At 70.8% G+C, this 12,513-nt stretch carries 8 protein-coding genes and 1 riboswitch; of the genes, 3 read left to right on the top strand and 5 right to left on the bottom strand.

Going from position 1 to position 12,513, the window contains the following annotated elements; all coding sequences use genetic code 11:
* The 4 genes from ABZ818_RS01970 to ABZ818_RS01955 form a co-directional block, all read right to left on the bottom strand.
* Complete coding sequence (locus ABZ818_RS01970) at positions 1-1,689, bottom strand: glycoside hydrolase family 13 protein (protein ID WP_361409260.1); 1,689 nt, start codon at positions 1,687-1,689, stop codon at positions 1-3.
* 229 nt (positions 1,690-1,918) lie between these two features.
* On the bottom strand, positions 1,919-2,824 hold the full coding sequence (locus ABZ818_RS01965; protein WP_361409257.1) for an ABC transporter permease subunit: 906 nt from the start codon (positions 2,822-2,824) through the stop codon (positions 1,919-1,921).
* A gap of 19 nt (positions 2,825-2,843) precedes the next feature.
* Positions 2,844-3,848 carry a sugar ABC transporter permease gene (locus tag ABZ818_RS01960; RefSeq protein WP_361409255.1) on the bottom strand — a complete coding sequence of 335 codons (1,005 nt, stop codon included), beginning with the start codon at positions 3,846-3,848 and terminating at the stop codon, positions 2,844-2,846.
* 100 nt (positions 3,849-3,948) lie between these two features.
* On the bottom strand, positions 3,949-5,220 hold the full coding sequence (locus tag ABZ818_RS01955; RefSeq protein ID WP_361409252.1) for an extracellular solute-binding protein: 1,272 nt from the start codon (positions 5,218-5,220) through the stop codon (positions 3,949-3,951).
* Positions 5,221-5,665: 445 nt separating this feature from the next.
* Between ABZ818_RS01955 and ABZ818_RS01950 the strand changes: the two genes are divergently transcribed.
* Together ABZ818_RS01950 and ABZ818_RS01945 are read left to right on the top strand one after the other, a co-directional pair.
* On the top strand, positions 5,666-6,700 hold the full coding sequence (locus tag ABZ818_RS01950) for a LacI family DNA-binding transcriptional regulator (protein ID WP_361409249.1): 1,035 nt from the start codon (positions 5,666-5,668) through the stop codon (positions 6,698-6,700).
* Positions 6,701-6,775: 75 nt separating this feature from the next.
* Entirely contained in the window at positions 6,776-7,618 is an 843-nt protein-coding gene (locus tag ABZ818_RS01945; RefSeq protein WP_361409247.1) for a phosphatase PAP2 family protein, read from the top strand.
* A gap of 35 nt (positions 7,619-7,653) precedes the next feature.
* Here the strand turns inward: ABZ818_RS01945 and ABZ818_RS01940 are convergent, their stop codons facing one another.
* Positions 7,654-10,650 (bottom strand): bifunctional [glutamine synthetase] adenylyltransferase/[glutamine synthetase]-adenylyl-L-tyrosine phosphorylase, encoded by a 2,997-nt coding sequence (locus tag ABZ818_RS01940; RefSeq protein ID WP_361409244.1) that lies wholly within the window; start codon positions 10,648-10,650, stop codon positions 7,654-7,656.
* A gap of 314 nt (positions 10,651-10,964) precedes the next feature.
* Positions 10,965-11,145, top strand: a riboswitch (cyclic di-AMP (ydaO/yuaA leader).
* Between the two features lie 7 nt (positions 11,146-11,152).
* Between ABZ818_RS01940 and ABZ818_RS01935 the strand changes: the two genes are divergently transcribed.
* Positions 11,153-12,382 carry an NlpC/P60 family protein gene (locus tag ABZ818_RS01935; RefSeq protein ID WP_361409241.1) on the top strand — a complete coding sequence of 410 codons (1,230 nt, stop codon included), beginning with the start codon at positions 11,153-11,155 and terminating at the stop codon, positions 12,380-12,382.
* Positions 12,383-12,513: the final 131 nt, after the last annotated feature.

The raw sequence follows: 12,513 nt of genomic DNA, 5'->3' as shown, positions 1-12,513 counted from the left end.
TCAGGCCGTGGTCCACCACACCGTCGTGTCGGACGGGACCTTCGCCTCGCCGTCCGCCTCCGTCACCTCGCCGCTCGTGAGCAGCACCCGGCCGTACGCCGGAGTGGTCACCGACTCGCCGGTCGTGTTCGCCACGCAGACGAACTCGCCGCGCCGGAAGGCGAGGACGCCCTCGGGCGCGCGCAGCCACTCCACCGCGTCGCCGGCGCCCAGGTCGGGGTGGGCGCGGCGGGCGGCGAGGGCCGAGCGGTACAGCTCCAGGGTGGAGCCCGGCACGCCCTGCTGGGCCGCCACGCTCAGCCGGCCCCAGTGCGCGGGCTGCGGGAGCCAGCTGCCACCGCCGCCGAATCCGTAGGAGGAGCCCTCGCGGGTCCACGGGATCGGCACCCGGCATCCGTCGCGGAACCCGTCCTGGCCCTCGCCCCGGAAGTACGCCGGATCCTGGCGCACCTCGTCCGGCAGGTCCACGACGTCCGGCAGGCCCAGCTCCTCACCCTGGTAGACGTAGGCCGAACCGGGCAGCGCCAGCATCAGCAGCGTGGCCGCGCGGGCCCGGCGCAGGCCGAGATCGCGGTCGCCGGCGCTGCGGATCTGGGTGCCGAGGCCGGGCGGGTTGGCGAAGCGGGTGGCGTGCCGGGTGACGTCGTGGTTCGACAGCACCCAGGTGGCCGGGGCACCCACCGGGCGCATCGACTCAAGGGTGCGGTCGATGACCTCGCGGAGCTCGTCGGCGTCCCACGCGGTGCTCAGGTACTGGAAGTTGAACGCCTGGTGCAGTTCGTCGGGGCGCACGTAGTTCGCGGTGCGTTCGACGGTCGGGGTCCACGCCTCCGCGACGAAGATCCGGTCGCCCGGGTATTCGTCGAGGATGTGCCGCCACTGCCGGTAGATCGCGTGCACGCCGTCCTGGTCGAAGAACGGCATGACATCGTTGCCCAGCAGCTTCAGCTGGTCGTGGGTGCCGAGGTCGGGCAGGCCCTCGGCCTTGACCAGGCCGTGCGCCACGTCGATGCGGAAGCCGTCGACGCCCATGTCGAGCCAGAACCGCAGGATGGAGCGGAACTCGTCGCCGACGGCCGGGTGGTCCCAGTCGAAGTCGGGCTGCTCGGGCGCGAACAGGTGCAGGTACCACTCGCCGGGGGTGCCGTCCGGCTCGGTGACCCTGGTCCAGGCGGGGCCGCCGAAGATGGACTCCCAGTCGTTGGGCGGGAGTTCGCCGTTCGCGCCCTTGCCGGGGCGGAAGTGGTAGCGGTCGCGCAGGGCGGAGCCGGGGCCCTCCACGAGCGCGCGCTTGAACCATTCGTGCTGGTCGGAGGAGTGGTTGGGCACGATGTCGACGATGACCCTCAGGCCCAGCGCGTGGGCGTCGCGGATCATCGCGTCGGCGTCCAGCAGGTTGCCGAACATGGGGTCGACGGCACGGTAGTCGGCGACGTCGTAGCCGGCGTCGGCCTGCGGGGAGGCGTAGAACGGGCTGAGCCAGACGGCGTCCACACCGAGGTCGCGCAGGTACGGCAGGCGGGAGCGTACGCCCTCCAGGTCGCCCATGCCGTCGCCGTCGCCGTCGGCGAAGCTGCGCGGATAGACCTGGTAGATCACCGCGTCCCGCCACCAGTCGCGACGCGGGGCGACGGTGGCGGCAGCCGCTTCGGAGAGGGGGGATTCGGCCGGGAAGTGCTGCTTGCTCATGGCGTCCTTGGTGCGTCGGGTTCCCCTACTCGGGCGAAGGCGAGAGCTCGGGGGTGTGATTGCTTGTCAGGCGATTGCTTGTCGTGGGTGCGGGAGACGGCGTCCGGGTGACGAGGCGGGCGCGGTGACAGCGGGGTCCGGGGGTCCCTGCCCGAAGAGCCTGGGGGAGGGCACCGCGGCCGCCGCCCGCGCGGGCAGGTGCGCGGGAGCCGTCGACCGTGGGTGGGGGTCAGCCCTTGGTGCCGCCCGCGGTGAGACCGGTGACGAGGTTTTTCTGGACAAGGTAGAAGAAGACCGACACCGGAACGGCGATCAACACCGCGGTGGCGGCCATGTAGTTCCACTGGGCGTCGTGCTCGCTGACGAAGCTCTGCAGACCGACCGCGAAGGTGTACTTGGAGTCGTCCAGCATGAAGGTGGTCGCGAACGCGACCTCGCCGACGGCGGTGATGAAGTTGTAGAAGGCCGCGACGGCCAGTCCCGGGCGGGCCAGCGGCAGGATCAGCCGTACGAAGGTGCCGAAGGGGCTGAGCCCGTCCACGCGTCCGGCCTCGTCGATCTCGAAGGGGATGGTGTCGAAGTATCCCTTGAGCAGCCAGGCGCTGTAGGGCACGGCCGTGGTGCAGTTGATGACGATCAGGGCCCAGTAGGTGTCGATGAGACCGAACCGGCTGAAGATCTCGTACATCGGCACGATCAGGATGGCGATCGGGAAGGCCTGGGTGAGAAGCAGCACCCACATCAGCTGCTTGTAGCCGGGGAACCGCATGCGGGAGACCGCGTAGCCGGTGGTGGCGGCGACGAAGACGCCGATCAGGGTGGTGCCGAGGGCCACGATCATCGTGGACCGGAACCAGTCGAAGAAGGCCGTGTGCTGGAGCACGAAGGCGTAGTTGGAGAAGGTCAGCTTGCCGACGATCTTGCCGGGGTGCAGGTAGTCGTCCTTGTCCGGGCCGAGGGACAGGAAGAACAGCCAGGCCACCGGCGCCAGCGCGATGAGGCTCGCCACGGTGAGGCCGCCGTGCAGCAGGGCGCCGCCGAGCCGGCCGCGCTCGCCCCGCCGGGGGGTCCGGCGCGGGGTCGCCGGGGCGGGGGCCGGCCCGGCCGGTGTCTTTTCGAGGGTCGTGGTGCTCATGGGGGCGGCTCCTGCGGCGTCAGACGGCGAGCTGGTCATTGCGCTTCAGCCAGCGGAAGTAGAAGGAGGTGAAGACGGTGAGGATCGACAGCAGCAGTACGCCGTACGCGGCTGACTGGGCGAAGTCGCGCGGCTGCTGTCCGAAGCCCAGGTAGTAGGCCCAGGTGACGAGGATCTGGGCGTCGGGCGCGCTGGTGGGGCCGAACAGCAGGAAGATGATGGCGAACTGGTTGAAGGTCCAGATCACGCCGAGCAGCACCACGGTGGAGCTGACCGAGCGCAGGCCCGGCAGGGTGACGTGCCGGAACCGCTGCCAGGCGCTCGCGCCGTCCATCTCCGCGGCCTCGTAGAGCGTGGAGTCGATGGACTGGAGGCCGCCGAGCAGCGAGAGCATCATGAACGGCACCCCGCACCAGGTGTTGACCATGATCGCGGCGAACCGCTGCCAGAAGGTGTCCTCGAGCCACTGCGGCTGGGGCAGGTGCAGGCTGCCGAGCACCTGGTTGAGCACACCGGAGTCGGCGAGCATGATCCGCCAGGAGAAGACCGTGACGAAGGCCGGCACGGCCCAGGGCAGGACCAGCAGCAGCCGGTAGAAGGTGCGGCCGCGCAGCTTCTGGTTGAGCATGAGCGCGAGGCCGAGGCCGATGGTGTAGTGCAGGAACACGCAGGCGGCCGTCCAGAAGACGGTCCACAGGAAGTGCGACCAGAACCGGTCGTACGAGGTCGGGCCGAACAGGATGTCCTGGTAGTTGTCCAGCCCGATGAACTTGTAGGTGGCCTCGATGTGGTTGACGCCGATGGTGCGCGCCGAGTTCAGGCTGTTGGCGTCGGTGAGGGTCAGGTAGAAGCCACGCACCAGGGGGTAGCCCACGATGCCGCCGAGCACGAGCACCACCGGCGCGATCATCGCGTAGGCGTACCAGTGCTTCTGGAATCCGTTCCTCAGGCGCTGTCCCAGCCCGGGCCGAGGCGCGCGGTCACCGCGGCGCCTGCCGGTCGCGCGGTCGATGGCGACTGTCATGGTTCGACACCTTTTGCAAGATCGGGGAGTTGGGCCGGGCACAGGCCGGTGGCCGTCGGAGTCCTCCCCGTCGTGGGAGGACTCCGACGGCCACGCGGGCTCACTTGCCGAAGTCGGGGAGCAGCTTGGAGATCGCGAGCTCGGCGTTGCCCAGGCCCTTGTCCAGGGACTCCTTGCCGGCGGCGACCTTGGCCAGCTCGGTTTCGAGCGGGCCCCACAGGGAGCTGTACTCGGGCAGCGCCGGGCGCGGCTGGGCGGCGGGCAGGACGCCCTGGTAGCCGGCGATGCCGGGGTCGGCCTTGACCTCCGCGGTGTAGGCGTCGTCGCGGGTGGGCAGCGTGGAGTTCTTCAGGGCGATGGCCTCCTGGGTCTTCGCCGAGGTCATCCAGCGCACGAACTTCAGGGCCGCGTCCTGGTGGGCCTTGTCCGAGCCGGCGTAGACGGAGAGGTTGTGGCCGCCGGTCGGGGCGCCCGCCTTGCCGGTGGAGCCGGCCGGGACGGTGGCGATGCCCAGGTTGGACTTGTCCGTGAAGGCGGAGCCCTTGTAGAAGTTCGTGATCTCCCAGGGGCCCTGGACGATCGCGGCGACCTTGCCGCCGACGAACGCGTCCTGGATGTGGGCGTAGGCGTCGGCGGTGGTGTCGGCCTTGTGCAGGCCCTTGCCGTCGAACATGCCGAGCCAGGTGCCGTAGGCCTTCTTCGCGGGCGCCGAGTTCACGGTGATCTTCTTGGCGTCGGCGTCGACGGTGTCGGCGCCCTCGCCGTAGAGGAAGTTCTGGGCGTAGTAGGCCTGGGTGGAGCCCCAGTAGCCGTCGACGCCCGTCTTGTCCTTGATCTTGGCGGCGGCGGACTTCAGCTCGTCCCAGGTCTTGGGGGCCTCGGTGATGCCGGCCTTCTTGAACAGGGCCTTGTTGTAGACGAGGGCCAGGGTGTCGGTGACCAGCGGGACGCCGTAGGTCTTGCCCTCGTACTGGGCCTGCTTGATCAGGCTGGGCTGGAACTTGTCCTGGTCGGCGAGGGCCTCGGTGCCGTCCAGCGGCACGAAGTAGCCCTTCTTGGCGAAGGCCGGGGTCCAGCCGACCTCGGAGCGCAGCACGTCCGGGGCGCCCTTGGAGCCGGCGGCCGTGTCGAACTTGTTCTGCGCCTGGTCGAACTGGACGTTGACGTACTTGACCTTGATGTCCTTGTTGGCCGCTTCGAACTGCTTGACGAGGGCCTGGTACGTCGGTGCCTCGTTGGTGGCGTTGGAGGTGTCCCACCAGGTGATGGTCACCGGACCGTCGGCCTTGCCGCCGTTGTCGCTCCCGCCGCACGCCGTCGCCGCGAGAGCGAGGGACGCCACCAGTGCGGTGGCCGCTATGCCACGCCGCATGAGTTCTCCTTGAGGGTTAAGCCCGTGAACAGGGAACGGTCCCGTCCGCCGCCCTGCCGACTTGCCGACCGCGCCGTTGCCGCCGCCGGGCGACCGAGAACGTAACAGCGTTGCAAGCTCCGCGAAAGACCTTGCAGAAAAAAAGTGCAAGGCGGCAGGCGAGTTACCACTTCGTGATCTGTCGGGACAGGCCCTACGGCCCTGATTTCACGCGGGCAGGCGGCCTCTCGGACACTTGTGCAAGACTCTGCAAGCCCTTGCCAGACGATGGTGGGGGAGGAATCATCCCGTTGCGGACCGGACGCCGAGACCCGGACGTCGACCGGCCGCCGACCGAACACGAGGGATCGCGATGACGCAGCAGCCCGCAGCGGGCCGTTCAACGGCTCGCACCAGGCGCCCCGTCGGTGTGCAGGGCGGGGGCCGACCGGTACAGTCCGGTCATGTGACCACACGGCTTGCCGACATCGCCGCCCAGGCGGGAGTGAGCGAAGCGACCGTCAGCCGCGTCCTCAACGGGAAGCCGGGCGTCGCCGCCACCACCCGCCAGTCCGTGCTGGCCGCCCTCGACGTCCTCGGCTACGAGCGCCCGGTGCGGCTGCGGCAGCGCAGCGAGGGCCTGGTGGGCCTGATCACCCCGGAGCTGGAGAACCCGATCTTCCCCGCGTTGGCGCAGGTCATCGGCCAGGCGCTGACCCGGCAGGGCTACACCCCGGTGCTCGCCACCCAGACCCCCGGCGGGTCCACGGAGGACGAGCTGACCGAGATGCTGGTGGACCGCGGGGTCGCCGGGATCATCTACGTCTCCGGTCTGCACGCGGACACCACGGCCGACATGGAGCGCTACGAGCGCCTGCGCGCCCAGGGCGTGCCCTACGTCCTCGTGGACGGCTTCTCTCCCAAGGTGCAGGCGCCGTTCATCTCCCCCGACGACCGGGCCGCGATGACCCTGGCGGTCACCCACCTCGCCTCCTTGGGGCACGCCCGTATCGGCCTGGCCCTCGGCCCGAAGCGCTTCGTGCCGGTCCAGCGCAAGATCGAGGGCTTCGTGCGCGCCATGCGGGACCAGCTCGGCCTGGCCCCGGACGTCGTCGAGTCGGAGCTGATCCAGCACTCCCTCTACACCCTGGAGGGCGGCCAGGCCGCGGCCACCGCGCTCATCGAACGGGACTGCACGGCGATCGTCTGCGCGAGCGACATGATGGCGCTCGGCGCGATCCGGGCGGCCCGGCAGCGCGGCCTGGAGGTCCCCCGGGACGTCTCCGTGGTGGGCTTCGACGACTCCCCCCTGATCGCCTTCACCGACCCGCCCCTGACGACCATCCGCAAGCCGGTGCCGGCGATGGGCCAGGCGGCGGTGCGCACGCTGCTCGAGGAGATCGGCGGGACGCCCGCACCGCACAGCGAGTTCGTGTTCATGCCGGAACTGGTGGTGCGCGGTTCGACCGCTTCGGCCCCTGGGGACCGCCCTCGTCCCTGAGGCGGAGAACATGCGAACGGAACCCGGCCGGGGGATGATCGGTGGACGAACGCTTTTCTGGCAGACTCTGTGCCTATGGGTGACTCGACCGTGACACGACTGGAAGGCCGGGAAGAGGCCGTTCCGCCCCTCGTCACGGACGAGCAGTCCCCCACCGTCCTGGAGCGGCTGCGCACTCCCCGCCGGCCGCGGCTGTGGTTCGAGATCCTGCTCATCGCGGTGAGTTACTGGACGTACTCGCTGATCCGCAACGCGGTCCCGGAGCAGAAGGCCAAGGCGCTGCGCAACGCGGACTGGGTCTGGAACACCGAGCACCAGCTGGGCATCGCCGTCGAACACTCGGTCAACCATGCCGTGAACTCAGTGACTTGGTTGATCATCGGTATGAACTACTACTACGCGACGCTGCACTTCGTGGTCACCATCGGCGTCCTGGTGTGGCTGTACCGCACGCACCCCGGCCGCTACGCGGCGGCCCGGCTCACCCTCTTCGTGACGACGGGCGTGGCGCTGCTCGGCTACTACCTGTACCCGCTGGCGCCCCCGCGCCTGATGACCGGCGGCCACTTCGTCGACACGGTCCAGGTCCATCACACCTGGGGTTCCATGGCCTCCGGCGACCTCAAGAACATGTCCAACCAGTACGCCGCGATGCCGTCCATGCACATCGGCTGGTCCCTGTGGTGCGGACTGACCGTCTTCACCCTGTGCACGATCCCGTGGCTGCGCGTCCTCGGCCTGCTCTATCCGGTGGCCACCCTGGTCGTCATCGTCGCCACCGCCAACCACTTCTGGCTCGACGCGGTCGGCGGGGTCCTGTGCCTCTCCTTCGGATTCACGGTGGCCCGCGCCTGGTACGGGGCGCTGCCGCACGCGCTGCCGCGGCTGACGCCGGCGCTGCGGCCGGCGGAGGCGTAGCTCCGTAGTGGTGCCGGCGGCGCCGAGCCGCCGTTTCACGAACCGTAGAACAGCTCCTCCATGACCGCCCGGGCCCGGCGTGCCGTCCGCCGGTACGCGTCGAGCATGTCGCCCACGTGCCCCGGCCCGTATCCCAGGTACCGTCCCACCGCGGCCAGTTCCCGCGACTCGGTGGGGAACGTGTCCCCCGCCCGGCCCCGCACCAGCATCACCGCATTGCGCACCCGGGTGGCCAGCACCCACGCCTCGTCGAGCGTCGAGGCGTCCTCCGGGGACACCAGTCCCGCCTCCCGCGCCGCCGTCAGCGCCTCCCGCGTGCGTGTGGTCCGCAGCGACGCCTCCCCCGCCGCGTGCCGCATCTGGAGCAGCTGCACGGTCCACTCCACGTCGGACAGCCCGCCCGGCCCCAGTTTGGTGTGCAGCTTGGGGTCGGTGCCGCGCGGCAGCCGCTCGGACTCCATCCGGGCCTTCAGCCGCCGGATCTCCCGCACCGCCTCCTCGCTCAGCCCGCCGCGCGGATACCGCAACGGGTCGATCAGCTCGATGAACCGCCGCCCCAGGTCCTCGTCCCCGGCCACCGGCTCGGCCCGCAGCAGCGCCTGGGACTCCCACACCAGCGACCACCGCCGGTAGTACGCCTCGTACGACTTGAGCGTGCGCACCAGCGGCCCGGACTTCCCCTCGGGCCGCAGATCCGCGTCGACCAGCAGCGGCGGATCCGCGCTCGGGATCTGGAGCAGCCGCCGCGTCTCGGCGACCACCCGGGCCGCGGCCTCGGCGGCCTCCCGCTCGTCGGCGCCCTCCCACGGCTCGTGCACGAACAGCACGTCCGCGTCCGAGCCGTAGCCCAGCTCGTGTCCGCCGAACCGCCCCATACCGATGATCGCGAACCGGGTCGGCAGAGTGTCCCCCCATCCCTTGCGCACGACCGCCCGCAGGGTGCCGGCGAGCGTCGCCGCCGTCAGGTCGGACACCGCGCCGCCCACCTGGTCCACGAGCGCGCCCTGGTCGGCCTCGGCTGGCCGGGTCTCGGTGCCGTAGGAGCCGACGATGTCGGCGGCGGCCGTGCGGAACAGCTCCCGCCGCCGTACGCCGCGCGCCGCCGTGACGCCCTGCTCGGGGGTCTCGGCGCGGCGGACGGCGGCGAGGACCTCCTGCTCCAGCTGGGCGCGGCCGCGCGGTTCGAGGCCGCCCGCGTCGCCGTCGCCCAGCAGTGCCACGGCCTCCGGCGCGCGCATCAGCAGGTCGGGCGCGAGCCGCCCGGCCGACAGCACCCGGGCGAGGTTCTCGGCGGCGGCCCCCTCGTCCCGCAGCAGCCGCAGATACCAGGGGGTCTTGCCGAGCGCGTCCGACACCTTGCGGAAGTTCAGCAGCCCGGCGTCCGGATCGGCGGAGTCCGCGAACCACCCCAGCAGCACGGGCAGCAGGGTCCGCTGGATGGCCGCCTTCCTGGTGACGCCGGAGGCCAGCGCCTCCAGATGCCGCAGCGCGGCCGCCGGATCGGCGTACCCGAGCGCGACCAGCCGCTCCCGCGCGGCCTCCGGCCTCAACCTGGCCTCGCCGGGGCCGAGTTGGGCGACCGCGTCGAGCAACGGCCGGTAGAACAGCTTCTCGTGCAGCCGGCGTACGACACTGGTGTGCCGTTTCCACTCACGGGTCAGCTCGGTGATCGGGTCGCTGCGCAGGCCGAGCGACCGTCCGAGCCGGCGCAGATCGGCCTCGTCCTCGGGGACGAGGTGGGTGCGCCGCAGCCGGAACAGCTGGATGCGGTGCTCCAGGGAGCGCAGGAACCGGTAGGCGTCGTCGAGTTGCACGGCGTCCACACGGCCTACGTACCCTCCGGCGGCCAGTGCCTGCAACGCGTCGAGGGTGGAGCCGCTGCGCAGCGACGGGTCGGTCCGCCCGTGCACCAACTGAAGCAGCTGCACGGCGAATTCGACGTCGCGCAGGCCGCCCGGCCCGAGCTTCAGCTCGCGCTCGACCTCGCCCACGGGGATGGTCTCGACCACGCGGCGGCGCATCTTCTGCACGTCGGCGACGAAGTTCTCGCGCTCGGCGGCCTGCCAGACCAGCGGGCCGAGCGCGGCGATGTACTGGCCGCCCAGTTCCAGGTCGCCGGCCACCGGGCGGGCCTTGAGCAGCGCCTGGAACTCCCAGGTCTTGGCCCATCGCTGGTAGTAGGCGACATGGCTGCTGAGGGTGCGCACCAGCGGCCCGTTGCGGCCCTCGGGCCGCAGGTTGGCGTCGACCGGCCAGATCGAGCCCTCCACGGTCGTCTCGGAGCAGATCCGCATCATGTGCGAGGCGAGCGCGGTCGCGGCGCGCAGAGCCTTGACCTCGTCGGCGCCGTCCGCGGCCTCACCGACGAAGATCACGTCGACATCGGAGACGTAGTTGAGTTCGTGGCCGCCGCACTTGCCCATCGCGATCACCGCGAGCCGGCACAGCGCGTCGTCCTCGGGCGCGGCGGCCCGCGCGAGCCGGAGCGCGGCGCGCAGAGTGGCAGTGGCGAGGTCGGCCAGCTCGGCGGCGGTCTCGGCGACATCCGTGGTGCCGCACACGTCGCGGGCGGCGATGGACAGCAGGCAGCGCCGGTAGGCGACGCGGAGCGCGACCGGATCGCCGGCCTCGGCGAGCCCGTGCTCGAACTCCTCCACGCCCGGGTGCAGGTCGCGCGGCTCGTAGGTGACCAGCGCCCGCCAGTCGCCTGCGTGCCGGGCGAGGTGGTCGCCGAGGGCGGTGGAGGCGCCGAGCACGCCGAGCAGCCGGTCGCGCAGCGGTTTGGCCGCTATCAGCGTGTCGAGCAGCTCGCGGCGGGCCTTGGACTCCGGCTGAGCCTCCAGCAGCCGGACCAGCCCGCCCAGCGCGAGATCCGGGTCGGCTGTGGCGCCCAGCGCCTCCAGCAGCACCGGATCGTCCCTCAGCGGCGCGAGCTCCGGCCCGTCCAGCAGCCGCTCTGCGTCCGAGGCATGGATGAAGCCGTGCCGCAGCAGCCGCGTGAAGGTACTGCTCCTGCGCCCCGGCGCCGTCATCCCGGCCTCCCGTCGGATCAAGCCCGTCCTGGCCAGAGCCTATCCGGACTCCCGGTCCTGAGCCCTGACGGCGGTCCCGTTTTCCGCGCCGGTCGGAGGTCGTCGGGGAGCTCCGGAAACGGGGACACCCGCCGCCCACCGCACGTACGGTCCGACGGTCCCGAAAACATCGGAGTGCAGCCAACCGTATGCGTACCGTGAAAGTCACGAAAACGTAGCGGACATATCACGCACCAACCTTCACAGCAGTCACAAGCGTTGGCTAGCGTGCCCGGCGGGCACCCCGTACCCCCGCCGGCGAACAACGCCGGGACGGGTGGCCTGCGCCGAATCCGGTGCGCCTCACGGCAGCCGGAGCCGGGGACCCACTCATCCCTGGGGTGAATCGGTCCCGTTCGCGTGTCCCCCACAGCGCGCACGGGACGGTAGGGCAGCCCTTCCGACCACCCGCCCGAACCCGACAGCTAACCCGGTAGGCGGTCTATGGAAGGAGGCGCCACCCTTGGCGTCGCACCGCAAAGCCCGGACCACGGCCACCCGGATCGCCGGACTGCGCACGTCCCCGGCCCTCGGTCTGACGACCGCGGCCCTCACCTCCGTGGCGCTGCTGTCCCAGACGGCGAACGCCGCGCCCGCGCAGCCCCGGAAGCCCAGCCTCGAAGAGGTGCAGAAGAGAGTCGACGACCTCTACCACCAGGCCGGAGTGGCCACCGAGAAGTACAACGAGGCCAAGGAGAAGACCGCCACGCAGCGCACACGCGTGAACGGCCTCCTCGACGACGTGGCGAAGCGCACGGCGAAGCTGAACGAGGCGCGGCGCGAGCTCGGCATGTTCGCCGCCGCCCAGTACCGCACGGGCGGGATGTCCGGCACCGCGACGCTGCTGCTCGCGAAGGATCCCCAGCAGTACTTCGACCAGGACCATCTGATGAGACAGCTCACCGAGCGCCAGAAGAAGGCCGTCGACGACTACCAGACCGCGCAGCTCGCGACGACGAAGAAGCGCACCGAGGCGACGAAGATCCTGGAGTCGCTGACAACCTCGCAGGACGATCTGAGGACCAGCAAGCTCGACGTCCAGACGAAGCTCAGCGAGGCGCGCCATCTGCTGTCGACGCTGACCGCCGAGGAGAAGGCGCGACTGGCGGCGATCGAGAAGAAGAAGCAGGAGATCGCCCGGCAGAAGGCCGCGGAGCTGGCCCGCCGGCAGGCGGCGGAGGAGGCGGCGGCGGCCGCGCAGAAGCGCAAGGAGGAGCAGGCGGCCAAGAGCTCCGACGCGAAGGCGAGCAGCGGAACGGGCACGAGCTCGGGATCGAGCACGGGCTCGGGCACGGGTACGGGCGGGGGCACGAGCACGGATGCCGGATCGAGCACCGGCTATGCCGCCAAGGCCGCCAAGGTCCTCGACTTCGCGCGGGCCCAGATCGGCAAGCCGTACGTGTGGGGCGCGACCGGCCCCGGTTCGTACGACTGCTCCGGGCTCACGCTGGCCGCCTGGAAGTCCGCCGGAATCTCGCTGCCGCGCACCACCTGGAGCCAGGTGGAGGCCGGCACGACCGTCCCCGTCTCCGAGGCCAAACCCGGCGACCTGGTCTTCTTCTACAACGACATCAGCCACGTCGGGATCTACATCGGCAACGGCATGATGATCCACGCGCCGCGCCCGGGCACGAACGTCCGCGAGGAGTCGATCTACTACATGCCGATCCACAGCGTCGTCCGCCCCGCGTAACGCGCGCCGGACACCCCGGTGCCGGCACCGGCATCGGACATGAAAGGGCCCGCACCGGGGGGTGCGGGCCCTTTCATGGGACGGCGCCACGCAGGTCCAGGGCACCACGATGAAGATGTCGGCCACGGTGA

The organism is Streptomyces sp. NPDC047453 (assembly GCF_040643155.1).
GTDB lineage: Bacteria > Actinomycetota > Actinomycetes > Streptomycetales > Streptomycetaceae > Streptomyces.
The sequence above is the reverse complement of the archived record's forward strand: the minus strand, read 5'-3'. Positions and strand labels throughout refer to the sequence as shown.

Bases quoted from the DNA above. Each gene is read 5' to 3' on its own strand.
- ABZ818_RS01940 (WP_361409244.1), bottom strand. From the start codon at position 10,650: ATGACGGCGCCGGGGCGCAGGAGCAGTACCTTCACGCGGCTGCTGCGG.
- ABZ818_RS01970 (WP_361409260.1), bottom strand. From the start codon at position 1,689: ATGAGCAAGCAGCACTTCCCGGCCGAATCCCCCCTCTCCGAAGCGGCT.
- ABZ818_RS01965 (WP_361409257.1), bottom strand. From the start codon at position 2,824: ATGAGCACCACGACCCTCGAAAAGACACCGGCCGGGCCGGCCCCCGCC.
- ABZ818_RS01945 (WP_361409247.1), top strand. From the start codon at position 6,776: ATGGGTGACTCGACCGTGACACGACTGGAAGGCCGGGAAGAGGCCGTT.
- ABZ818_RS01955 (WP_361409252.1), bottom strand. From the start codon at position 5,220: ATGCGGCGTGGCATAGCGGCCACCGCACTGGTGGCGTCCCTCGCTCTC.
- ABZ818_RS01960 (WP_361409255.1), bottom strand. From the start codon at position 3,848: ATGACAGTCGCCATCGACCGCGCGACCGGCAGGCGCCGCGGTGACCGC.